Here is a 25036-nt window from a genome sequence, read left to right on the forward strand (position 1 = left end):
CCAAAAAAACTATACAAGTCGGAATGGAAACAGTCTGGGCGAAGTGAATCAGCTGCATCAGGAATTCAAACAAATGATCAAGCATTATCATGGAGTCTCCATAAGACATCTTCAGCACTATTTGGATTGGCTTGTATTCCGTAAACAGATGAAATACCAAATCAGGGCGGAAGCCAGAAAAACAAAAGCTTATATGTTGGCTATGAAAGGATCTGTTTCCTTTGTGACAAAAGACATATGTTCTTTTGAGTTGCCAATTAATGTGCTTACGCTCTATCAAAATTAAAAACATCATTTTTAATTCTCTGCATCAACTTTTTAGTTGAACTTAGCGATTTTTTTCATAGTTTTTCGATTTTTTTACGTATTAAATAGTATGAACATGCAAGAAAGATTAGAACAACTTTTAACGTATGCCACACAAAAAAAAGCAAGTGATATCCATTTAACGCTCCATCGGCATACTTTATCCATTCAGTTACGCATCTATGAACAGATGGTAGAGCTTGTACAAGATCTCTGGGATGAATCCCTTTTTGAGTATGTGAAGTTTAAATCCGGTCTTGATCTGACAAATCCGTACATCCCCCAAAACGGCCAATTCAGCTGGAAGCTTGGTTCTCAGGTTTTATACTGTCGCTTTAGCTTAATTCCCAATAAACATCTGCAGACCGGAGTTATTCGTCTTTTGCATACAGGCATTCATCTTCCGATAGAAAGACTGACTTCAAAAAAGGAACATCAAACGTTCTTGAAAGGCCTGATTCACGCAAGACGAGGACTGGTAATTGCCTGTGGACCGACCAATTCTGGTAAAACCACAACGTTACATGCCATTTTACATGCGATTGCACAACGTTCCATGCACAAGGTCGTATCGTTGGAAGACCCAATCGAAATTCAGGATCCATCTTATTTACAGTTACAGATCAATGAAGAATTAGGCTTTACATATGAAAAAGGAATTGAAGAGCTTCTTCGTCACGATCCGGATGTGATCTTTATCGGAGAAACCCGAAACAGTTATACAGCCAAAATGGTTGTTCGCTGTGCTCTAACAGGCTCGCTTGCCTTTACCACACTGCATGCATCCAATACGTTAGAGGCCATACAACGCTTAGAAGATCTATCTGTATCCACCTATGATTTAAAAAAAACATTGACGGCATTGATCGGACAAAGACTATATCAAAGCCCCAAGGGAAAGGAGTGTATCTATGAAATTTTATCCGGACAAGATCTTCAATACGCTCTGGAACATAAAGCCTATCCTAAAGGCTTTAAAACGCTCTCTAACGAGATTCAGGAAGCTTTGGATACCCAAAGAATTCAAGATCCACAAGCACGATTTGACCTGCAAAATCTCTAAAGAAGAACTTGCTCAATTCAGTCTTTTATTAAATAAGGGATTGGATACAACATTTATGATCGAGATTTGTTTTCGATGCCATAAAAACATTCTGGCAAAATTAAACGAAGGAGAAAAACTAGTTTCTATCCTGACAAACGGAAAAGAAAGTTACTTTCAGATCTTAAGAATTCTAAAGGATCGACTGCCCTTTAAAGAAGCCATTCATTGTACCAATGAAATTGATGATGTTGGCAAAGGTTGGATCAAAGAACTGATAAAGACAAGTATCTATCCGGCTTTTCTGTTTTTATTCAGCTTTGGAATGATCCTCTTTTTTCAAGAAATAATCCTTCCGGCTATATCTCAACTGACATCAAAACAAGCTTTCCTGTTTTTATCGATCTTACAATTTGTGTTTTCTCTGCTTCTCTTTTTGATCTTTGTATTTTTAATATTTTTCTTGATCGTTTATACGCAAAAGAAAACAGAACTTTTATACAACATTTTCTGTCGATTTACGCTCTTTCGTAAAGTTATTTCTTTGCATTTTTCTCTTTTAATGTCCGCTTTTTTAGGCTATGGTCTTTCCACAATGGAATGCATCGATATGCTTTGTAAGATTCATCCAAAAAGCTTGTATCATCCTTTGGCCATACAAATACAAAAAGCTCTTCATCAGGGAAATACGATGATACAGGCTTTGCAGCTATGTCATATGGATGAAGAGTTCATACGCTTTTTTACCATGGGACTGCACACTTCATCCATCAAAGAACTTTTACATCTGTACCAACAAAAAGTACAAAAAGAGTTGGAACAAAAAATAAAGAAGCTATCACTTTATATTCAAATTGGCAGCTATATCAGTGTCGGTATAGTCGTATTGACGGTTTATCAAATTTTATTAGTGCCTATGAATGTATTAAACACACTGTAGAAAGGAATTTTATGAAAACAAAAAATGCGTTTACCCTTTTAGAAATGATGATCGTATTATTGATCATCACCATCATTCTTTTGATCACCTTGCCAAATATTACACAAAAAGAAACGATCATTCGTGAAAAAGGCTGTAAATCTCTTTTAAGTGTCATTGATTCACAAATCTTACTGTATCAAATTGAAAAGGATGAAGTCCCTTCCATTCAAGATTTGATCAATGATGGCTATCTGAAAGAAGAACAAGCCAAATGTCCTAACGGAAAATCTGTGGAGATCATCAATGGACAAGCCACCAGCCAATAATGCCTTTACCTTGATGGAAGCTCTATTAACACTTCTGATCATAAGCTTGTTGACACTGATCAGCTTAAAGCCTTCTATTTCTCACCTGGAGTACTTCTCTCGAAAAATGGCAGCTTATTCTGTTTTGACTCAGGAAAAAGCGTTTATCGCAAAAGAGAACAAAGATGTGCGTATTGAAAAAGACAGAGCTTATTTTGCGGATATCGAATTTCAATATCCACCGTCCATCTCTTGTACACCATTTGCGTTTCACTACAATGCCAAAGGCAACATTTCTCAGGCACATACCATTCATTGTACAGACAAAGTTCGTACCATCCAATTGATCTATCAATTAGGAAGTGGGCGTGTTCGCATTGAATAAAAACGGATTTTTAATGACAGAAGCATTGTTTGCCCTCTTTATCTTGCTTCTGTGTATTAGTCTATTATGGAACAACATAGAGATCGTATTCAATAGTAAAGGATGGATCATCGATGAAAAGATCAATAAAGAATGGTTTTACCATGATTGATGCCCTTTTATCTTTGCTTGTTTTCAGTATCGTTACTTTATGCATGCTCGTCTTTTTGCAGACTTCTCTCAAAATGTTAAACATGGATATGCTTCAACAGGAACAAATGGCAGTGATCCAGCTTCGAGAAATCCTCTCTCTTTCCAAAGCCATCGAAGTACAAAGTCATGAATTAACGATGAACTATAAGCATGAATCGATCTGGATCGGCCAGGATAAAGATCGACTTGTCAAAAAAGAGGGATATGAGATTCTTATGGAAGGAGTTAAAAATGTTGAGTTTTACCAACAAGAAGAAGAAATTTTTTTATCCTATTCAAAAGCAGAGAGAGAATACAACGTACAGATCTATTAACGGGTATATCAGCTCAGGGGCTCTGGTCTGTTTCTTTATTCTGTTGCAGGTGACAAGCCTGATCAGTTTATATCTGTTAGATCATGCCTATCTGATAGAAGCCAACAAACAAAGTACGATCGATCTTTCCTGTATTTCCTATGCCAAAGCTATGATCCAACATAATGAAAGAATTCGTCAGTGTCATTTTGACCCAAAGGATTTGATTCTGGAAAAGAGTGAAGTGATAAACGATGTATTCGTGACGTTTCGTGATGAAAATACATTCATCGATTGTATGTATGAGAAAAAAGAAAAGAAAGTCCACATGCGAATTTATTATGATACTCAGGGTATCTTCGACATGGACTTTCTTTAAAGATCATAGATGTTTCATTTCGTAGTTCCACTGTTTTTCAAAACCGATAGTTGTAGCTGGGCCGTGCCCCGGATATACCGGTAAATCATCTTCCAGAGCCGACAGTTTACGCAAAGACTCTTTCATCTGCATGACGCTGCCCGTTGGAAGATCCATTCTTCCAATAGAGCCTTGAAACAGGGTATCCCCGGAAAACAAATGATCTTCTATACGAAAACAACAAGAACCGCAAGTATGTCCGGGAGTATGATAAACATCGATATCAAATTTTCCAATTGAAAGCTTGCCTTCCTGAATTCCGATTGCCTTGGAATGACAAACGATCGTTTCATAAAACGATAAAGAAGCATTCAAAGCCGGATCCTGTAAAAAAGAAACTTCACTTTGATGAACATAAACCGGTACCGAATACATTTCTGTAATCGAATCAACACCTTTGATATGATCAAAATGAGCATGTGTCAGTAATACTGCTTCCAAATGTAAATGATTCTGTTCTAAAAAAGGCTGAAGATTCAACACATCGCCGGGATCGATTACCAGACAAGAATCTTCCTTGACCACCACATAACAGTTTGCCTGCACCATTCCTAATGGATATGTATAAATTTCTATCATGATCTGCTAGTAAAAAAGACCGATATACCGGTCTTTTTTATTTCTTCTCCTTATGATCCGTTTTTTGATTACATTTTGGACAATATTTTTTAATTGTCATACGTTCAGGATGTTTCTTTTTATTTCGAGTTCCGATGTAGTTTTCTTCTCCACAAACAGAGCATTTAAATGTAATACGATCTCTCATGGACTGTCCTCCTTAACAAATATGCGAATGAATTGTAACATATATATTTTTTTGGTGCAAGAAGATTATTGATCCTGCGGATACAATTCAAAATATGTCTGTAAAACCTCCGGCATCACATTATAAACACAGATGTTGCTTTTGAGGTTTTGAGTGTTTTCCGCACTGGTTGGTGCCGAGCAGGCAAACGCAACACTAGGATTCTCATATGGTGCATAGCCGACAAAGTTAGCGGTCGTCGCATCTCCGACTTCAGCCGTACCGGTTTTTCCCGCAACATCCTGTGATAACGCATTGATCTGGGTTCCACAGTTTTCATCCGTAACACAAGCTCTGAAGCCTTGTTGAATCCGTGAAAGCGATTCTGTATTGGACAAGGTCGATTTAAGCTTGGCTGGATACTCTTCGACTACATTTTGGGTGTTGCTTTCGGTAATGCGATCCATCAGATGAATCTGATACATGCTGCCGGATGTCGCAATCACCGAAACATATTGTAACAGCTGCAGCGGCGTGTACATATCCAACTGGCCAATGGAATAGTTTAATGTCATCCCCGGCAAATTACCAAAGCCCATATAGCCGCTGACTTCACCCGGTGCATCCACACCGGTCACATTTCCTAAACCAAAGCGTGAAAAATAACTGCGCATTTTATCTAAAGTCTGACCCACATCTTCCATAACTAAAGGCTGGCCTTCTTCATAGGTTGCTCCACCTAAACGAATGGCGATGTTAAACATATAAACGTTACTGGAAACCGACAAAGCCTGTATATCGTTGACAGGGCCGTGATTTTCATACGAACCAAATTCCTCACCGCCGATATTCATGATCGCATCGTTAATAACTTCTCCAGGCTCTACCACACCTTCACTTTGCCCCATATACAAAGTCGCTCCTTTGATACAGGAACCTGGATTGACTAAAGAAACATAGTTACCGGAGGCAAAATATGTCATTTCTTTGGTTTCAAGATCCATCGTATAGCCGGACATGGCCAAAACACCACCCGTCGTTGGATCCATCATACAGGTAAATAAGCTGTTGAATTCCTCACGGCCTTCCGTTCCGCCTTCACGCTGTAAGACCGTTTTGAGCGTATTATCGAGCTTTTCCTGCAGTTCTATATCAATCGTTAAATACAGATCCAAGCCTTTTTGCGCAGAACGAGTAACTTCCTTATGAGCCAATCCATTTGAGTCATATGTTACAACCGATTCTTCACTGACACCGGACAGATAGTCATTGTAGTAAAGCTCTAAACCGGAGGCACCTACCGGTGAATTATACTGAAAGCCCCTTTGCAGGTAATAATCTACATTTTCGCTGGGAAGACCTTGCGTGCTTGTCGTCACCGTTCCCAGTACATCGGATAATGTTTCACCATATGGATACTCTCGTTTCCAACCACCAAAATCGACATCAAAGCCCGGGAATTCTGTTTTATGTTCAACTAGATAGGCAACATCATCATCACTGATATCCTCCAGAATGACATTCTGTAAAGAGGAAGAATTCACTGTTGTCATACGACTGTAAATCACATAGGTTGCCTTTTCTTTATTCGAAAGTTCATCGATATCTTCATCGGTGATTCGTTCATACAAAAGTTGTGTTTGTTTGGAGGATGTCATAGACCCATTTTGAATACTGTTCCATTCCGACTCACTGAATAGATGCCGACATCCATAATGTGGATCATCCGTGTCCAATAAAGAGGTATAGGCAATGTACGCATTCTTTAAATCCGAAGATGAAAATTCATCCGCTCTGATATCAAATACCGAAACAATTCGATCGGCATACAATAAATAATCATCCGTTGTCATGTTGTTTGGCGATGTATAGACGATATTGTGGCTAACCGTAGTTTTCGCAAGGACATTGCCATTCGTATCGAATATCTGACCTCTAGGCGCACTGATATATTGTGTAACACTGGTATAATCATTTGTCAGTTGCGTATAGCGTTCATTGGAAAAGACTTGTATATAAACGAGCCTAAAAAAAATGATCAAAAAGAAAACCGTCACCAGACTGGCAAAACCGATAATACGTCTGGATATGACCTGATCTAAGGGCGCATCCAACCCTTGATGAAAGAAACGCAGGATCCTTTTCTTGATGTTTTTAAAAAACTGGCGCATGCAATCCCCCTATCTTGTATCATTTAATCACATTTGTCAGGTTTTGTCACTTGTTCTTCTTGCGGGAAGCTTATATACTTTCATGTAGGAGTGATCAAAATGAAAAGAAATCAGACTCGTTCTGTACAAGTGAAAGATTTAGTCTTAGGTGGAAACGATCATGTATATATTCAATCCATGTGTAATATCAAGACTTCACATGCAAAAGAAGTGATCGAACAAATTTTAGAACTGGAAACGATGGGCTGCGAAATCATTCGTGTCAGCTGTATGGATCTAAACGATGCCAAAGCTATTGCAGAAATCGTATCGAATATCCATATTCCACTGGTAGCCGATATTCACTTTGACTACCGACTGGCTTTAGCATGTATCGATGCCGGAGCGAATAAAATTCGCTTAAATCCGGGAAATATCGGTGCCCGGACAAACGTTGAAGCTGTGGTCAAAAAATGTAAAGAAAAACATATTCCGATACGAATTGGTATCAACAGCGGTTCTTTGGAAAAAGAGATTCATCAAAAATATGGAAAACCTACAGCACAGGGAATGATGGAAAGTGCACAAAGGCATGTTCAGATCTTGGAAGATCTTCATTTCTATGATACAGTACTTTCATTTAAATCCAGTGATCCCCTCTTATGCATCGAAGCCTATAAAAAAGCCTCGGAAATGTTTGACTACCCTTTACACTTAGGAGTTACTGAAGCCGGAACCATGATGACCAGCGCTATCAAAAGCACATTAGCCTTAGGAAATCTTCTATTAGATGGTATTGGCAATACCATTCGTATCAGCGTAAACGGTGCCCCGCAAAAAGAAATTCCCATCGTTAAAGAGCTTTTAAAATCGTGCAACTTAATTCAAAATGTGCCGAATCTAATTGCCTGTCCGACATGTGGTCGTACACAATGGGATATGGAACCAGTCGTTAATGAAATTGAACAATACCTGCAGACCGTTCATAAAAATATTACCGTGGCCATCATGGGATGTGCCGTCAATGGGCCTGGCGAGGCAAAACATGCGGATATTGCCATTGCCGGCGGTAAAAATGAAGGTCTTTTGATCAAAAAAGGAGAAATCATCGAAAAGATCCCACAGCAGGAAATGGTACAACGCTTAAAACAGGAAATTGCAGCCTTCTAACACAAAAAGCCGGAAAACTCCGGCTTTTTACATCTTATTCACTTTTATAGGCTTTGAGCCAAGCGATTTCTTCTTTATAAGGTGGTTTACTATCAATATACGGCGTCTCCAGAATTTTCGTAATAGATTCCAGTTTAGGGTGATGAACGATCTTTGCCAGTAAGAAATAACCGATATGTCCCTGATCAATATTGGCATGGCGATCCTTGTGGGCACCCTTTTCATTTTTAGAATCATTGATATGCAAAACAGCCAGTCGATCTAGACCTAAGATGGAATCAAATTGATTTAATATTTCATCAAAATCCGAAAGATCATACCCCGCATCATGTATATGACAAGTATCCATACAAATTCTGATACGCTCTTTTTTATGAACACCATCAATAATTTGATACAATTCTTCAAAAGTACGACCGATCTCACTGCCCTTTCCGGCCATTGTCTCCAAAGCGATACAAACATCGCTTTGATCCGCATCTAAAACTGCATTTAGGCCCTTCTGGATGGATGCGATTCCCACATCCACGCCAGCTTTTAAGTGACTTCCGGGATGCAAAACTAATGTTTTTGCCCCCAGCGCATCCACTCTTTTTAATTCCTGCGATAAAAATTCGACACCAAACTGTGCGGTTTCCGGTTTGATGGTATTGGCTAGATTGATCAGATAGGGCGCATGTACGACTACACGATCCATACAAAAGTCATGCTTTGCCATCAATTCCTTAGCTTCTGCGATTCGAAACTGATCTAATGAAACGCGTCGGGTATTGCTGGGAGCACCCGTATAGATCATGCAGGCATTGGCTCCGTATGAGAGTGATTCTTCAATACTTCCCAAAAAATACTTCGGCGCCTTTAAGGATACATGCGATCCTAAATAGATCATGATTCAAACCTCTTCTGGCGTTGTTTTTCTTTGGCTCTTTCTTTTTTCTGACGTTGAATGTCCTTTTGAATGATTTCTCTTTTTCTCTTTCGTTTTAGCTTTTCAATTTCCTGACGCTGTTTCTTTTTATAATTTGGTTTTACCTTCTTTGCCTTTTTCGATACGATTTTTTCAATTTCCTGCTGCAATGGATCTTTGGAACGCTTTCTTTTTTGACCGAATGGTTTGAGATCGACCCATTGTCCATGACGAATATCCTGATGTTCAAAAACGATTCCCTGATGCATCAGATCCTTAATGGCTACCTCGTCTTTTTCATGATATAAGGCGTAACATACACCGTCACGATTGGCACGACCGGTACGTCCGGAACGATGCACGTAAAACTTTAGATCTTTTGGAAAGCCACAGGAAATAACATGTGTAATTCCCTCTAAGTCAATACCACGGCTGGCAATATCACTGGCAACGATATAGCTTTTTTTCTGTGACTGAATCGCTTTGATGGCCTGCATTCGCTCTCTGGATTCCAAATCACCATGAAGCTCTACCAGATCATATTGATGTTCTCTTAAAAAAGCGGCAATCTTGGCAGCTTCCTGATTGGTATTGGCAAAGATCAAACAGACATATGGATTGATATGGGATAGTACATCCAACAGCTTTTCTTCATAGGTTTTATGTTTACAAGGCACCAAGACATGACGAACATCACTTTGGAAATTTTCACTATCTTCAATAGAGATCATAAAAGGATCAAACAAGTATTTCTTTAAAAATGGCTGTAAAGCTTCCGGTATAGTAGCGGAAAAAACCATCAGCTGTACTTTTTTATTCATTTTGGAAAGAACTTCATCGATATCTTCTAAAAAGCCAAATTCCAGTGTCATATCAGCTTCATCGATAATGACCATTTTGGCAGTATCCAGACGCAATGTATTTTCCTGAACAAACAAATCCTTCATACGTCCGGGTGTACCGATTACAATCTGTGGCTGTACATCAGAAACCTTGCGATCCATCCCACCGGTCACAAGCTTTACACGTACACCAAAATGCGCTGCCAATTTCTTACAACGCTCGTACAGCTGAAAAGCAAGTTCTCTTGTCGGTGTAGAGATTACCGCCTGTACCGCATCGACAGCCGGATCAACCTGCTCAAAAATAGCCATGAAAAAGGCATGACTTTTTCCAGAACCTGTACTGGAGATACCGATAAGATCTCTTGTCTTATTCTTGCGATCCATCACTTGTTTTTGAATTGGCGTTAGTATTTTAAAATGTTCTAACTCCATAATTTCCTTAACGATATTTGTATTTGCCATGTTTATCACCTCAAAGCCAACTCATAATACCATAAATCATTTTTCAAAACAAACATCAAACGCTATAATAAAGAGTATGAAATATAAAGTCACAAAAGTAAAACCACAAGGATATTGTGGTGGAGTCCTAAAAGCGATTCAAACCGCAAAAGAATGTCGAAAACAAAACCCGGATATGCCGATTACGATCTTGGGAAATCTGGTTCATAACAGCTATGTCAAGAAAGCGCTGCAGCTTTATGATCTTAAAACTATCGAAGATCCTTCCAAAACCAGATGGGAATTATTAGATCAGATACTGGAAGGAATCGTCATCTTTACAGCTCATGGAGTCAGTTCAAAAGTTGTCCAAAAGGCAAAAGAAAAAGGCTTACAAATTGTAGATGCCTCCTGCCCATTTGTCTTACAGACACAAAGCATCGTCAAGGATAAGCTGGAACAAGGTTATACTGTTTTCTATATTGGAAAAAAAGGACATCCCGAGGCTGAAGCTATTTATTTAACCAGCGACAATGTGATCCTGATTGAAACGGAAAACGATATACCAATCAACATCCAGACTCCTATCTTTGTCACCAACCAAACTACCATGTCGGTATTGGAAATCAATACGCTTTTTCAGGCAATTCGTAAAGTCTATCCGAATGCCCAGATCCATGATGAGATTTGTAATGCGACAAGAGTGCGTCAACAGGCGATATTGGATCTAAAGGATTCCGATGTAGATACGCTGATCGTTGTAGGTGATCCCACCAGCAACAACACCCAAAAGCTGGCTGCCATTGGAAAAACAGCCGGCATCCAAACTGTACTACAAGTTCAGGATCTGCAGCAGCTTGATACAACATCCATAAAAAAATCCAAGCATATTGCCATCACCAGCGGAGCAAGTACACCAACGTATCTAATGGAACAGATTTATTCCTATCTCTGTCAATATCCATGTCAAAAAGAAGACATTGATTTACATAAAATTCTCGACTGATCCATCAATAAGGCTGACATCAAATTGCCAGCTTTTTTAACACCCTTCTATAACAAAAAGGAGGCCTCAGCTTTGCCTCCTCATGTTTTCTAAAATTTGCAGTCGTTGATTGGCTTCGGTACGCTTATCCTTAGGCATATGTGCTACGATCTGTTTCCACTTTTCCTGCTCTTTTTGAAGAAACGAAGAATACGTCGCATCTTTTCTGCAGGAAACCCCATAAAGAATTTCACTCTGCGTTAAAGAATACGGTGTATTGGTATAGACAAGCTTCATGATCGGATAAAAATGACCATCTTCTTCCACAACACACTCTTGTTCGATCCTAAAACCTTGTTTAGATACATATTCCCGCAACAAAGAAGCATCCTTATGCGGACAGAAATAAAAGTGCATACCCTTTTTTATATGCGATTTTCCTTGTTCTAAAATATTGATCATCAAAGAAGCACCCATTCCCGCAATTACGATAGAGTCCACATCCGAAGGAAGTTCTTTTATTCCATCCATTAAAAGACAGGTAACCTGTTCTTCCAAATGATGTAGATGAATATTCCTTTTGGCATTATCCAAAGGCCCCGGTGCGACATCACAGGCATAAGCTTTTTGGATGCGCTTTTGCTGAAGTGCTTCCATGATCACATAACCATGATCACAGCCAATATCCGCTAAGCAATGTCCTTCAATCAAGGAAACAATCGCCTGTAAACGTTTGGATACAGCCATTAAGACTTCACAAAATCCTTTAGACGTTTAGAACGATTTGGATGTTTTAACTTCCGCAGTGCTTTTGCTTCGATCTGACGAATCCGCTCTCTAGTGACATTAAATTCTTTACCGACTTCTTCCAAAGTGCGTGTTCTTCCATCCTGCAAGCCAAAACGAAGACGAAGGACTTTTTCTTCACGTTCTGTCAATCCCTGCAGTACATTGTTGATTTCATCCTTCAACAACTGATTGTTTGTATAATCATCGGGTGACAAAGTTTCCTTATCTTCAATAAAGTCACCTAAATGCGAATCATCTTCTTCTCCGATCGGTGTTTCCAAACTAACCGGATCTAAAGCAATCTTTTGAATCTCGCGAACCTTTTCAGCCGTAATATTTTCCATCTTTTCGGCAATTTCCTCCGGTAGAGGATCACGGCCTAAATCTTGTACCAGTTGTCGCTGGATACGCGTTAATTTATTGATTGTTTCAACCATGTGTACCGGAATACGGATCGTTCTAGCCTGATCGGCAATCGCACGTGTGATGGACTGGCGAATCCACCATGTCGCATAGGTTGAAAACTTAAATCCTTTGGTATAGTCAAACTTTTCAACAGCCTTGATCAAACCACAGTTTCCTTCCTGGATCAAATCCAGAAACAACATACCACGTCCGACATATTTTTTCGCAATGGAAACAACCAGACGCAAGTTACTGGAAATCAGTTGTTGTTTGGCTTCTTCGTCACCTTCCTGGATTCGCTTGGCAATAATTGGCTCATCCTTTGGATCTAACAAAGGAATCTGACCGATCTCTTTTAGATACATTTTAACCGGATCATTGATCTTGGCATGAGATGCATTGGCAAACGATTGTTCCAGATGAGAAATTTCATCCTCGATCGAACTTTCATCGTCATCTCTGGCATCATCAATATTCGAATCCAGATCATCGGTTTCATCATCCAGTTCAAACTCTTCATCATCCATTGTCTCATCCATAAATGTAATGTCATTGTCGTCACACCAGGAAAACAAATCATCCATCGCATCATCATCCAGTCCCAGATCCGCAATCGCATCCATAAACTGGTTCTGAGAAATATCCGTATCGTTATCGCGGGTTTCAATCAAAAACTCTTTTGCCTCTTCAAGACTTTTAAATTTTTTCTTTACGTTTGTCTTTAATGTTTCCACCATAGTTACCCTTCCTTTCGCAGACCATTTTTCTTGATGATCCATTCTCTTTTCTGCCTTGCCAGTTCAAGCTTCTCCTGATTATCCACACTTCGTATGATCTTTTGATTAATTAAATCAATCTGCTCTTGATAAGTACATTCCCGAATCTTGTTCACACTATCCAGAAAAAACTTTTCATCATATTTTGTCAAACGAAATGGATCTGACAAGAGGGCAAGCAGAAAATTCCGCACATCTTCTTCATCTATTTTTGATATCAGTTCATCAAAATCAATTCGATTCTGATATCGATATATGTCATAACAATAATAAGACAGCTGATTACAAAGCTCATCTTTAAAGAACCCTATCTCTTCCTTAAAGCGCAAAGCAGCTTCTTTACTGAGTAAGATCATGTTCAGACAGCTTTGTTCAGCCTGTTTACGCCCATCCTTGGGACGCTCCAACAACATTGGTACTTTTCGATATTTAACTTCCGGCCGGAATGTATTTTTAGGCTCGTTCAGCGAAAGATCAAATCCTGTCATCTCCTTAATACGGGCAAAGTACGTGCTCTTTTCAAAATCTGTACATGTCTTACGAATACAGTTTTCCATGATCTGTACAAATTTTCGTTTATCCTCATAATTCTCCAGATCATATTTACGACTTAAATAATCCAGATAAAACTCAGCTAAAGAAATAGTTTTATGCACCAAATTCTTGAGAGCCGACGCTCCACCGCTTTCAAAGATTTCATCCGGGTCTTTCTCGGTCGGATTCTTGACAATCTGCATCGCAACATTGTTCTCTAGAGCCAATACAGAAAATTTGTATGTGGCATCCCGACCGGCACGATCTCCGTCATAACATACGATCACAGGAACCTTTAGTGCTTTGATCAATAAAACCTGCGCCTTGGTACAGGCTGTCCCCAAACAAGCGATACTCTCATGAATTTCCGCCTTTTCAAAAGCCAGTACATCCATAGCGCCTTCCACCAAGATCACACGCTCGTTTTTACGGGCAAAATTCTTGGCCCGATGATAGTTAAAGATCAGATTTCCCTTTTCATAAATCTTGGTTTGGGCTGTATTGATATACTTAGGTCCTTGATCAATATCAGAAAGCTTACGAGCCGTAAAGCCGACAGGATGTCCCTGATCATCATGGATTGGAATCATCAGGCGGTTAAAAAACGTAGCTCGCATTCCCTGTTGGCCTTCATGCACCAGACCCGTATCCAACAAATCCTTTGTGGCATAATTTTTCGCTTTAAAATAGTGCAAAGATCGCTCGTCCATAGGTGCATAACCAATTTCAAAACGTTTGCGAATATCTTCATGGATATGTCGTTTCTGCAGATACTGCATGCATAAAAAGCCATCCTCGCTTTGTAGCTCATAGGCACAAAATTGAATATACGACTGCATCAAATCATAGTACGGCTGCTCTGCACTTTGTTCTTTCTTGACCGGTGCTTCGATTCGTAGTGGATAGCCAATCATCTCTGCTACTTTGACGACTGCTTCCGGAAAAGAGATGTTTTCAATCTTCTGTACAAATGTAAAGACATTGCCCCCCGTTCCACAAACAAAGCACTTAAAAATCTGCTTATCGGTAGAAATTGATAGACTGGGATCATGGTCATCATGAAAAGGACAGACCGCCATATAATTCTTTCCTTTTTTATTTAATGAAAGATAACGAGATAAGACATCGACGATATCCGCCTGCTGACGGATAGCGCGCATATCTTCTTCTTTGATCCAGCTCAAATTATCACCTACTAAAACTGTATTCGTTTTTCAATATAATCTTTTAGATCCTCAATTTTGATGCGCTCCTGTTCCATTGTATCACGATCACGAACCGTCACACATCCATCCTCCATCGTATCAAAGTCAACCGTTACACAATATGGTGTTCCGATTGCATCCTGACGACGATAGCGCTTACCGATGTTCTGGTTTTCATCATATGTACAGGCAAAATGCTTAGATAACATATTAAACACTTCACCGGCCTTATCCTGCAACTTTTTCGATAACGGTAAGACTGCTACTTTATAAGGGGCCAGATAAGGATGAAGTTTCAGAACCACACGCGTATCTCTTTCTAATTCTTCAACCGTATAAGCTTCGCACATTAAAGCCAGAAGCAGACGTTCGACACCAACACTTGGTTCAATGACATAAGGAATATATTTTTCATTGGTTTCCGGATCAAAATATTCCAGGCTCTGCTTACTTGTTGTCTGATGCGCCTTCAAGTCAAAATCGGTACGGTCGGCGATACCCCACAGCTCGCCCCATCCAATCGGATCGGCAAAGTTATACTCGATATCGCTGGTTCCATTTGAATAATGCGCCAATTCCTCTTTGGCATGTTCACGAAGACGAATGTTTTGTTCATCCAATCCCAAATCCTTTAAGAACTGCACACAGGCATTACAGTACGTTTTAAACCATTCCAAATCCGTTCCCGGCTTACAGAAGAATTCCAACTCCATCTGTTCAAATTCACGAGTACGGAAAATAAAGTTTCCCGGTGTAATTTCATTACGGAAGCTTTTTCCTATCTGACCGATACCAAACGGCAATTTTTTACGCATCGTTCTTTGTACATTTTTAAAGTTGACAAAGATACCCTGAGCCGTTTCCGGACGCAGATAGATCGTACTTTTCGCATCTTCCAAAACACCCTGAAAGGTTTTAAACATCAAGTTGAACTGACGAATATCCGTAAAGTTTTTGGCCCCGCACTTTGGACAGGCAATTTCATGTTCACGGATATAGTTTTCCATCTCTTCATTGCTCCAGCCGTTTGGACTTACTTCATTGTGTGTTGCCTCTTCAATCAGCTGGTCTGCGCGAAATCTGGATTTACACTCTTTACAATCCATCAACGGATCGCTAAAGCCTCCAACATGACCAGAAGCTACCCATACATTCGGGTTCATTAAAATGGCACTCTGGATTCCAACGTTGTTTGGATCTTCCTGAATAAAACGCTTCCACCATGCATTTTTGATGTTCTGTTTCAATTCCACACCTAAAGGACCAAAATCCCATGTATTGGCAAGACCGCCATAAATTTCTGATCCCTGATAGACAAAACCAGAGGTTTTCATATGATTCACTACTTCATTAAAGTCATGTACTTTCATTCCCGATTCTCCTTATCTTTCTTTTTGTTCTGCATAAATTATATACAGAAATAGACGATACTTATTATACAACAAATATTCAACAAAAAAAAGAAGTCAATCGACTTCTCTAACGATCACTGCATATCGCACACAAATCCCATCGACTCCAGATTCTCTTTTGTCTTTGTGGCACTGATGATTGGACTGGATGTTCCCTTAACATCTGTTTGTCCGTTTACCATAACATGATAGTCATCACTGGAAATGGTATTAAAATTAATATCAATGGTTTCATCAATAGATAAGTTTTCATCGTTATTTTCAAATGAATACGAAACACCTTTTATATCCTTATAATCATTCGCCTGTTGGGAAGCTTGAAACGTCTGTACCATTTGATCATACGTATTTTGATCCGAAACCGTAATCAAGGTGTGCTGTTTTTGAGATAGAATGATATCTTTATCCTTATTATATTCAAAATCGGACGATACTTCCATCACTCCACCATTCATAAGTGACTGTAATGTCGGTAAAAATTGTATCGGCTAAAAATGAAGTTTGTGCCAATACACCTGTAATAATCCCTGATAGTATGGCCATCCCTACTACATGTGACCATCGCATGAAAAGCTGTAAGACTTATTTTTTGATCTTTGTAAGCATAAACTCTCTTTTGTAATGAGCATTCCCATAAATTAATAAAAAAGAGCTAAGCAATTACTTAGCTCGACCAGAATATTTACCATCGCTTGTATTTACAACGATCATTTCATCCTGGTTGATAAACAAAGGAACTTTAACTTCCAATCCCGTCTCCAATACCGCATTTTTACTGGCTGAAGTTGCGGTATCTCCCTTTACAGCCGGCTCACATTCGATAACCTTTAACGTAGCCTTATCTGGTAAGACAATACCTAAAATTTCTCCTTCATAAGATGAAATGGATACATTATCATTCGCCTTGATAAATTTCTTTTCCCATTCCAAACGATCGGCAGGGATTTCAATCTGTTCATATGTCTCATTATCCATGAATACCAAAGCATCATCAGTATCATATAAATACTGCATTTCACGTTTTTCAATTTGAGCTGGTTCCACTTTTTCGCCCCCACCCCATGATAATTCTACGTTACTTCCGGTACGCAGATTGCGAACTTTTGCCTTTACAACCATCGCACTACGAGCTGTTTTATTCTGTGAAACATCTAATACCACATAAATATCACCATCGACCTGAATTGTCTGTCCTGGTTTCAAATCATTTGAACTGATCATTCTTTTCTCTCCTTATCTTTTACCACTACTAATTTTAGGAGAAAAATCCATCTTGTCAAGAAAACGAATACTTGTCATCCGTTTATTCATTTCTTTTTAATTGACAAAAAAATCATTTAAAAGTTTTGCGAGTTCCTGTGGATTTTCTTCATTGACGATATGTCCGGTATTTGAAAGGATAATTTGCCTAACATTCTTCATATGATCATTAAAATATTGTGCCGATTTAATGTTTGTTTTATCCTGATCTCCACATAAAAGTATTGTAGGTATCGAGAAATTATGAATACGATTTTCAAAATTTATATCCACCATAGATTTTGTCAAAGACAGTGTTTCTTTCTTATCAAAGGCCATGTTTTTGAATATTGATCTTGGCAAAAAGTGAAATACCAGATTTTGTAGATGAAACAAGAATTTTGGAACCTTATGCGGTGTACCAATCAAAACCAGCTTCTTTACTTGATCCGGATACTCCAGTGCAAAATCTAACGCCAATACACCACCTAGAGAAAGCCCGCATATGCATAGTGAATCATTAAAGCTTCGACAATATCTGGAAAAGGCAGAATACAAATTTGCGTAGCTTGTTTCTTGATGATGTAATAAAGTATTCAGATCCGGACAAACAATATCAAGCTTTTCATCCATTAAACAAACTGTTTGATTCCAGCTATCAGCCCTATGACCGGTTCCATGTACCAAAATTGTTTTCATATGCATTTTCCTTTCATCACGTTCTTATTCTAGATCATATCAAAACTTTATCCTCGTATCTATTTTTAATCTCACTCTAACATTATTGATCATAAAAGCTAGCCTGAAAAGAAAATGAAGCTATGTTTTGCCTCTTTTACATTCGATCATAAGTGCTACATCACACTTTGAATTCTTTTAGATAAGCACAATACTTTTTTAGTTGAGCCATACATTAAAACTTCGTTATTTTATAATTTTAAGCTCTTTCATCTGTAATTCTCCTCAACTAAAAATCGATTCTAAAGCAGAAATCAGCGTTTTTCCTATATATATCTTAATTTTTTTCATATTAAAATGTAAACCTATTGTAATGATTGCTCCTACTTGAATATTTCTTTATCAAATCAAAACCAGTAATTTATTTAACCTCTTTTTTCGCCATCAATACAACACTCTCAACATGTTGAGTCTGCGAGAACATATCAAATGGCTGCACAGATTTGATTTGATAGACTTCTTGTAGCTGCTTTAGATCTTTTGCCAATGTACTGGGATTACAGGAAACATAAACAATCTGGTTAGGTTGTTTTTTTAAGATGACTTCCTTCATCAATGCATCTAGTCCTGCTCTTGGTGGATCTACCACCAAAGCATCTATAGTTTCTTTCATGTCCCTTAAAGCTTTTCCGGCGTCCTCGCAAACAAAAGACACATGTTTCAAATGATTTCGCTGTGCGTTTTCATTTGCGTTTTGTACGGCATCCTCAATATATTCAATACCGATTACCTTTTTAGCTTTTTTGGCAAGCATCAAGCTCATGGCTCCAATCCCGCTATAGGCTTCTACTAAAACATCACAAGGCTGTATCAAATCTTTGACATAATGGTAAAGACGATAGGCTTGTCTTGTATTCAACTGGAAAAAAGAACGTGGAAGAAGCTGCAGAACCAAGTCATCCAAATGCAACTCCATTGTTTTCTGTCCATACAATAAGCGCATTTCTTTCCCATAGATATCTACACTATTGTCTGTTTTAATACTTTGCCATATAGAAACAACCTGTTCAAGTTGACTGATTTCTTTTAACATCTCTGCATCTAAAGTATCTTGACCCGTTACCAGAATAACTTGTATTTTTTCTTCAAATTCTTTGATGACAACGGTGCGTAATCCAGATTCTGTTTGAAAATCATACGCCTGCATCGAATACGTATTAAAAATACTTTCCAGCATCTGTCTGGTTTGCTCCAAACTTTTTTGATGTACAATACATCGTGGAATGGAAACAAAAGTATTAGATTCTGCTTTGTACATACCCAATCTGATTTTTCCATCAACTTGTTTGACTGGCATCTTACAGCTGTTTCGATACCCTAATACAGACTCATTTTTGATTATAGGATTGATCTTTCCTCGATAACCGGCATACTTGGCTAAGGTTTGTTTTAAGATCTGCATCTTCATTAGACACTGGCCTTTATAATCTACATGCATCAAGGCACATCCATCACACTGGTCGGCATACGCACATGGCGATTTTCTTCGCCTTGGACTTTCTTTAAGAATGCTTTGCAGATGGCCGATACTATATCGAGGCATTTCCTTTTCTAACGTAAAAGAAACAACTTCATCCGGAAGTGCTCCTTTAATAAATACCGGTTTATGATGAAGATAACCGATTCCTTCAGCATTGATTCCCCATTTTTTTATCGTTGTTTTCATTTTTTCCTCCAAATACGAATTAAAAATTCTATAGTCACATCCATTCCTTGTAGTTCTTTTACTTTTTCTAAAGCCTTAGGATGTGTTTTATAACGATACGGTGTCATCTCTAGTAAGCTCCAACAATCTTTTATCCATTTTTTCTGCGATAAAATAGTTTCCTTTACCAATTCAAAATTTGAAAGCTCTTTAGACGACATGGGATTGAGATACGGCGTTTGATACAATACTTCTTTTAATTCCAGACAATGTTTTGGACCTGGCCCAACTTCAATCCATATCCCTTTCTCTTGTAGAAGACGAGCAAACTCATCAGCAGCCTGGGGTACAAAAATAGATACGATACCATCAAAAGAAGAATCGGTAAAAGGTGCATCAAAAAAGCTGGAGACAATATATTGTGTCTTCTTATCTTGTTTGGAAGCGTATAGAATGGCTTCTTTACTCAAATCGATACCTACACAGCTTTGTACGATCTGTGAAAATGCCTTTGTATAATAACCTTGCCCACAGCCGGCATCCAGTAAGGTTTTGATTTCATATATTGACAATTGTTGACAAACAAACTGACGCATAAAATCATAAACATCACTTTCTAAAAAAGAGCTTCTCGCCTTAACCATCAACGCATTATCCCCGGAATGCTTTTTCTGTTTCATTGATAAATTCACATAGCTCTGCCTGGCGATATCATAGACATGATGATTTGAACAGACAAAGCATTTTTCTTGTTTAACTAATGGCTCTTTACATTTTGGACAAATTAACATAGCTAAAGTTTACAACAAATCCACAAAAGAAAAAAGACTTCATCTTGTGATGAAATCTTAAAATAAATCGCCCTCTTCTTTTTGAGGATGTACCCAGATCGACTGCACGTTCTCAATACATTCCTGTACTAAAGCTTCATAGTCAAAACGAGCTTCATATTGTTTACATTTATCCACTCTTGGTTTAGTCACAGGGTTTTTCGGTGTGAAAATCGTACAACAATCTTCATAAGGTAAAATGCTGGTTTCATATGTACCAATCTTTTTAGCCAGATCAATGATTTCAATTTTATCCATACATACGACTGGACGAATCATAGGTAAGTTTGTAACTTCATTGATGGCCACCATGCTCTCCAAAGTCTGACTGGCAACCTGTCCTACACTCTCTCCGGTACAGATGGCCAGGGCTTTTCGGTTTTGTGCTAAACCTGCCGCAATACGCATCATCATCCTTCGCATCAATGTAATGGCATAGCTTTCATCCGCATTTTGATAGATTGCAAGCTGTAAGTTAGTAAAAGGTACAATATGCACCAGTAGATCGCCCTGATAGCCGGATACCAGTCTTGCGAGTTCCATGACTTTTTCTTTGGCATTCTCACTGGTATAAGGTGGTGAAGCATAATGAATGCATTCGATACGAACCCCACGTTTCATCATCAAATACGAAGCGACCGGCGAATCAATACCACCAGATAGAAGGACCATGGCTTTTCCTCCCACTCCAACCGGATATCCACCAGCCCCCGGATACTTGTCTGTCATGATATAAGTCGCATCCGCATGCACCTCAATAACAATCTTGACATCAGGATTATGCACATCGACCTTCCATTCACTGTTTTTTAAGATCGATGTTGCAACCATACGGTTGATTTGATCCGAAATAATCGGGAAATTTTTATCCGAACGACGAGCCGCCACTTTAAAAGTCTTTTTTTCCTGCAAAGGCAGGGTCTGCATACATGCTTGTATGATTTCATCCATATCGCTGTTGGTCTTGATCGCAAAACTAAACGAGGAAATACCAAACACCTTTGCGATCACATCTTTGACTTGATTCGCATCCTCATCATGTAAATAGATGTACATACGATCATGTTGGCGTTCAATTTCCAATGTCGGAAAACCCTTCGTTGCTTTTTTTATATTTTCATGAAGCTGTTTTATAAAGGTATTGCGGTTCTTTCCCTTTAAAGAAAGTTCCCCATATCGAATCAGTATATGATCATATTTGTAATCCATAACTTTTTAAAATCTCCTTACATATTTCTATAAACTCTTTTGCCTGCTCTATCGTGTTGTCCTTATCAAAAGACAAACGAATCATATGTGTCGCAATTTTTTCATCATATCCCATGTGCAGCAAGATAGCACTAGCATGTTTTGAATGCGAAGAACATGTGCTTTTTGCGCTCACACAAACACCCTTCTGATTTAAGGCATTCAATAAAACCTCGCTTGTAATCTGATCAAAAGACACATTTAAGATATAAGGAATCGCATCTTCCGGTGAATTGATGTGCGCACCGGGAATCTTTACAAGTTCTTTGCGTAAATATTGATTGATCTTTTGAACTTTATCATAAGACGCTTTTTGTTCCTGCAAAGCCAGACGAATCGTTTTGGCAGCACAAATATTGACAGGCGCATTGCTGGTGCCGCCTCGTAAGCCAAATTCCTGCTGTCCCCCCTGAATCAAAGGCATAAGCTGAACCTTCTTCTTTTTGATCAAGATACCGCTTCCCTTTAAACCGTGGATCTTATGCATTGAAAATGTCGCAAGATCTAGCTTTTCAAAAGGAATATCAATTTTAGAAAAGCTTTGTACACAATCACAATGAAACACGCAGGTTGGATGCGTATGAACAACATCGGCTAATTCATCGATTGGATTGATGGCTCCCATTTCATTGTTGACATGCATACAAGATACAAGAATCGTATCTTTTCGTATCTTGTTTTTAAGCTCCTGCGGTGTAACCTTGCCACTGGCATCAATAGACAAGTATTCAACTTCAAAGCCCATAGATTGTAGCCATTCAAAAGAATGACTCACACTGGCATGTTCCGCATTGGATAAAAGAATGTGCTTTCCTCGATGTGAATTAGCCAAACAGTAACCAATGATAGCCAATGAATTGGATTCACTGGCGCTGGAAGTAAACAACACTTCTTCATAAGCAACTTTCAACATCTCGGCAATCTTTTTGCGAGATGTTTCCATCATTTTTGAAACCTCACGCCCCGGTGTATGCATCGCATCCGGATTGGCATACGCTTCCTGTATCAACTGGGCATAAATACGAGAAACCTCTGCACGTACAGAGGTTGTCGAAGAATTATCAAAATAAATCATATTATTGCACCTGATTCATCACGGCCGGATCTTTTTTCGCAATCAGCTTTTCATAAATGCCCGGATGCATGTTTTCAATGGCCTGAATCGCAATACGTAAGGCTTTTGTATATTCACCATTATGGAAATACAATTCAGCCTTAGTCAGTTCTGTATCCATTTCCGGATGGCTGCTTCTAAAACGATTTCCAAAGACGATCGCATTTTCCACCATAACTGCCACACCAGTTAAGTTATTAGCGTTGTTGTAGAGTTTATAGATAAAATCAATCGCATCCTGCAGATCTGCATTCAATGTCTGTACATCTAACGGACTATGATCCAATACTACACGCACTCTTTGAATCAAGCGTTCTCCTTCTTTGATATCATCATCAAATTGACCGGAGATGCTTGGCAGCTGGCGAATCGCTGCATTCAAACGAACTTCATTTAAAATCAACTGTAGCTTGATCAACTGCTTTTTCGCACGACTTTCATCACTGCTGGCACCTACCAGCATTTTCTTCATGGACTGAATCTGTTTTTCAAACTCATCAGCTTCCTGCACAAAAGCACGATAATTGTGAATCAGATCCACACTTGTTTTATCATCCTGATTCAACTGTGTTTCAATCAAATGTTTCTTCTCTTTTAAAGTGGCACACTGTTTATCCGCCAACATGAAATGCTGCGTCCAGTCTTCGAGACCAAAACGATCTTTAATATTGGCATACAAGCTTTTGATTTCAGATAATTCATCTTCAATACGATCCAGGATGGCCAACTTGGCATTTAAATCGCCATGAATTTCTTCATAAGCACTCTGTTCCTGTGAAATGTTATCCTGTAATACCAAAACCGCATCGGTTGTTTCATTCAACAATGTATCAGCTTTGGTTACTTCACCAGAATCTAATAAACTCAATGCGTTTTGCACATGATCCTTAAATCCGCTTACTTTATTCATTGGCTGTAAATAGCTCAAATCTAAACCGCTTGCCTCCATAGTCTGAACATTGTGTTCAACTTCTTCAATGGCTCTAGGCAATACGGTCTTTGCCTTTTCATACAGATCCGGATAGGCTGCGATCACAGAGCTTAATGTATCGACCTGCTTACTGATCTTTTCACATTCATCTTTTGCCTTATTAAACTCGGAAGCATACATCCATTCTTCGAAATTTGTAAACTGATTCTCAATATCTTCCAACTTGGCATCAATCAAAACGGCAGCGCCATAGAAGCTGCTTCGATTATCCTGATAAACAGTTTTTACACTGCGGAAACGTTCTTTTAAAGCACTGGCCAGCTCGCGAACTTCGCTTTCCTTTTCCAAAATATGATCTAAGCTCTGGTTCACGATACGAATTCTTTCTTTCGTATCATCAATCAAAGATTCGATTTCATCCATTTTACGCATGGCTTTTTTCGCACGGCGAGAATCTAACAGATGATCGGCATCCGTAAATAAATCTTCAATTGTAGAAACACTTTGTTGGCAAGTATTATATTTTGTCGTTAAATTCTTAACACGTTCCATGACATCATCATTGACACGGGCAAATGCACTGGCTTTGTTGAATTTAAAAGCCAACTGGTTATTGCGAATCTCATTGATTTCCACTTCCAGCTCTGTCAAACGTTTTTCTGCCTTACGACGACGAATCATTCTGGAAACGATCCAAATCAAGATCAACAACAAAAAAGCGACGGCGATGTATACCAGTACGGTCGTTGATATATGTGAACTAATAAAATCAATGAACGAATTAAAAATATCTAAAACTGCATCCATGACAGTACCTCCCAAATAAATCTCATATATTATAACAAATCTTTATATTCTGTGCATTAACATTTCAAATTTTCTTGATTTATAAAGGTACATTTGGTATGATTTCTAGGCATAAATTGATAGCAGCATACAAAGCCGTCAAGCCAGCGTTGTAAGCTTTATAGCGATGTGAGTAAGCTAATAGCTGATAGCGGAAAAGATCGGTTACAACACACTTGGTGGTGATTTGTACTGTTATTGTTTTATGAAGAGTAAAA

At 38.7% G+C, this 25036-nt stretch carries 25 protein-coding genes and 1 pseudogene; 9 read left to right on the forward strand and 17 right to left on the reverse strand.

The window, feature by feature from the left end; genetic code table 11:
* The 7 genes and pseudogenes from G413_RS12155 to G413_RS0105250 all read left to right on the forward strand — a co-directional run.
* A pseudogene (locus G413_RS12155) lies at positions 1-286 on the forward strand (hypothetical protein); the annotation flags it as partial.
* 90 nt (positions 287-376) lie between these two features.
* Positions 377-1369, forward strand: coding sequence for an ATPase, T2SS/T4P/T4SS family (locus G413_RS0105225; RefSeq protein WP_081637626.1), 993 nt, complete (start codon positions 377-379; stop codon positions 1367-1369).
* Positions 1350-2288: a type II secretion system F family protein gene (locus G413_RS0105230; RefSeq protein ID WP_162138397.1), complete on the forward strand. Its 939-nt coding sequence runs from the start codon at positions 1350-1352 to the stop codon at positions 2286-2288. Before G413_RS0105225 ends, G413_RS0105230 begins: the two co-directional genes overlap by 20 nt.
* 11 nt (positions 2289-2299) lie before the next feature.
* Positions 2300-2596 carry a competence type IV pilus major pilin ComGC gene (gene comGC, locus G413_RS0105235; RefSeq protein WP_022789874.1) on the forward strand — a complete coding sequence of 99 codons (297 nt, stop codon included), beginning with the start codon at positions 2300-2302 and terminating at the stop codon, positions 2594-2596.
* Positions 2574-2960 carry a hypothetical protein gene (locus G413_RS0105240; RefSeq protein WP_022789875.1) on the forward strand — a complete coding sequence of 129 codons (387 nt, stop codon included), beginning with the start codon at positions 2574-2576 and terminating at the stop codon, positions 2958-2960. Before comGC ends, G413_RS0105240 begins: the two co-directional genes overlap by 23 nt.
* A gap of 113 nt (positions 2961-3073) precedes the next feature.
* Complete coding sequence (locus tag G413_RS0105245) at positions 3074-3466, forward strand: competence type IV pilus minor pilin ComGF (RefSeq protein WP_022789876.1); 393 nt, start codon at positions 3074-3076, stop codon at positions 3464-3466.
* On the forward strand, positions 3384-3824 hold the full coding sequence (locus G413_RS0105250; protein WP_147285011.1) for a hypothetical protein: 441 nt from the start codon (positions 3384-3386) through the stop codon (positions 3822-3824). Before G413_RS0105245 ends, G413_RS0105250 begins: the two co-directional genes overlap by 83 nt.
* Before the next feature lie 3 nt (positions 3825-3827).
* On the opposite strand, the gene G413_RS0105255 is transcribed toward G413_RS0105250, so the two are convergent.
* From G413_RS0105255 to G413_RS0105265, 3 genes are all read right to left on the reverse strand, one after another.
* A complete protein-coding gene (locus G413_RS0105255) occupies positions 3828-4442 on the reverse strand; it encodes an MBL fold metallo-hydrolase (RefSeq protein WP_022789878.1) in 615 nt (204 codons plus the stop codon).
* 37 nt (positions 4443-4479) lie between these two features.
* Positions 4480-4629, reverse strand: coding sequence for a 50S ribosomal protein L33 (gene rpmG / locus G413_RS0105260; protein WP_022355275.1), 150 nt, complete (start codon positions 4627-4629; stop codon positions 4480-4482).
* A 65-nt stretch (positions 4630-4694) separates the two neighbouring features.
* The gene (locus G413_RS0105265; protein WP_022789879.1) at positions 4695-6779 is read right to left on the reverse strand and encodes a peptidoglycan D,D-transpeptidase FtsI family protein; all 2085 of its coding nucleotides are present in this window, start codon (positions 6777-6779) and stop codon (positions 4695-4697) included.
* Between the two features lie 99 nt (positions 6780-6878).
* Here G413_RS0105265 and ispG point away from each other — a divergent pair, with 99 nt between their 5' ends.
* Entirely contained in the window at positions 6879-7928 is a 1050-nt protein-coding gene (gene ispG / locus G413_RS0105270) for a flavodoxin-dependent (E)-4-hydroxy-3-methylbut-2-enyl-diphosphate synthase (protein ID WP_022789880.1), read from the forward strand.
* Positions 7929-7962: 34 nt separating this feature from the next.
* Here the strand turns inward: ispG and G413_RS0105275 are convergent, their stop codons facing one another.
* The gene (locus tag G413_RS0105275; RefSeq protein WP_022789881.1) at positions 7963-8817 is read right to left on the reverse strand and encodes a deoxyribonuclease IV; all 855 of its coding nucleotides are present in this window, start codon (positions 8815-8817) and stop codon (positions 7963-7965) included.
* Positions 8814-10142: a DEAD/DEAH box helicase gene (locus G413_RS0105280; RefSeq protein ID WP_022789882.1), complete on the reverse strand. Its 1329-nt coding sequence runs from the start codon at positions 10140-10142 to the stop codon at positions 8814-8816. Before G413_RS0105280 ends, G413_RS0105275 begins: the two co-directional genes overlap by 4 nt.
* A 76-nt stretch (positions 10143-10218) precedes the next feature.
* Here G413_RS0105280 and ispH point away from each other — a divergent pair, with 76 nt between their 5' ends.
* Positions 10219-11127: a 4-hydroxy-3-methylbut-2-enyl diphosphate reductase gene (gene ispH, locus G413_RS0105285; protein WP_022789883.1), complete on the forward strand. Its 909-nt coding sequence runs from the start codon at positions 10219-10221 to the stop codon at positions 11125-11127.
* Between the two features lie 66 nt (positions 11128-11193).
* Here the strand turns inward: ispH and G413_RS0105290 are convergent, their stop codons facing one another.
* The 12 genes from G413_RS0105290 to G413_RS0105345 all read right to left on the reverse strand — a co-directional run bounded on the left by G413_RS0105290 (position 11194) and on the right by G413_RS0105345 (position 24779).
* A complete protein-coding gene (locus tag G413_RS0105290; RefSeq protein ID WP_022789884.1) occupies positions 11194-11853 on the reverse strand; it encodes a tRNA (adenine(22)-N(1))-methyltransferase in 660 nt (219 codons plus the stop codon).
* On the reverse strand, positions 11853-13037 hold the full coding sequence (gene rpoD / locus G413_RS0105295; protein WP_022789885.1) for an RNA polymerase sigma factor RpoD: 1185 nt from the start codon (positions 13035-13037) through the stop codon (positions 11853-11855). Before rpoD ends, G413_RS0105290 begins: the two co-directional genes overlap by 1 nt.
* A 2-nt stretch (positions 13038-13039) precedes the next feature.
* Positions 13040-14794 (reverse strand): DNA primase, encoded by a 1755-nt coding sequence (dnaG, locus tag G413_RS0105300; RefSeq protein ID WP_022789886.1) that lies wholly within the window; start codon positions 14792-14794, stop codon positions 13040-13042.
* A gap of 11 nt (positions 14795-14805) precedes the next feature.
* Positions 14806-16185, reverse strand: coding sequence for a glycine--tRNA ligase (locus G413_RS0105305; RefSeq protein WP_022789887.1), 1380 nt, complete (start codon positions 16183-16185; stop codon positions 14806-14808).
* Positions 16186-16301: 116 nt separating this feature from the next.
* Complete coding sequence (locus G413_RS0105310) at positions 16302-16667, reverse strand: DUF1307 domain-containing protein (protein ID WP_022789888.1); 366 nt, start codon at positions 16665-16667, stop codon at positions 16302-16304.
* Between the two features lie 220 nt (positions 16668-16887).
* Positions 16888-17448, reverse strand: a complete 561-nt coding sequence (efp, locus tag G413_RS0105315) for an elongation factor P (RefSeq protein ID WP_022789889.1) — start codon at positions 17446-17448, stop codon at positions 16888-16890.
* Positions 17449-17544: 96 nt separating this feature from the next.
* On the reverse strand, positions 17545-18165 hold the full coding sequence (locus G413_RS0105320) for an alpha/beta fold hydrolase (RefSeq protein WP_022789890.1): 621 nt from the start codon (positions 18163-18165) through the stop codon (positions 17545-17547).
* A 400-nt stretch (positions 18166-18565) separates the two neighbouring features.
* Entirely contained in the window at positions 18566-19870 is a 1305-nt protein-coding gene (gene rlmD, locus G413_RS0105325; RefSeq protein ID WP_022789891.1) for a 23S rRNA (uracil(1939)-C(5))-methyltransferase RlmD, read from the reverse strand.
* Positions 19867-20640 (reverse strand): methyltransferase domain-containing protein, encoded by a 774-nt coding sequence (locus G413_RS11055; RefSeq protein WP_022789892.1) that lies wholly within the window; start codon positions 20638-20640, stop codon positions 19867-19869. The genes rlmD and G413_RS11055 overlap by 4 nt, the downstream gene beginning before the upstream one ends.
* Positions 20641-20697: 57 nt before the next feature.
* Positions 20698-21888 (reverse strand): tRNA uracil 4-sulfurtransferase ThiI, encoded by a 1191-nt coding sequence (gene thiI, locus G413_RS0105335; protein WP_022789893.1) that lies wholly within the window; start codon positions 21886-21888, stop codon positions 20698-20700.
* Positions 21872-23002, reverse strand: coding sequence for a cysteine desulfurase family protein (locus G413_RS0105340; protein WP_022789894.1), 1131 nt, complete (start codon positions 23000-23002; stop codon positions 21872-21874). Before G413_RS0105340 ends, thiI begins: the two co-directional genes overlap by 17 nt.
* 1 nt (position 23003) lies before the next feature.
* Entirely contained in the window at positions 23004-24779 is a 1776-nt protein-coding gene (locus G413_RS0105345; RefSeq protein ID WP_022789895.1) for a septation ring formation regulator EzrA, read from the reverse strand.
* Positions 24780-25036 lie beyond the last annotated feature (257 nt).

Source organism: Faecalicoccus pleomorphus DSM 20574 (assembly GCF_000420345.1).
Lineage (GTDB): Bacteria > Bacillota_I > Bacilli_A > Erysipelotrichales > Erysipelotrichaceae > Faecalicoccus > Faecalicoccus pleomorphus.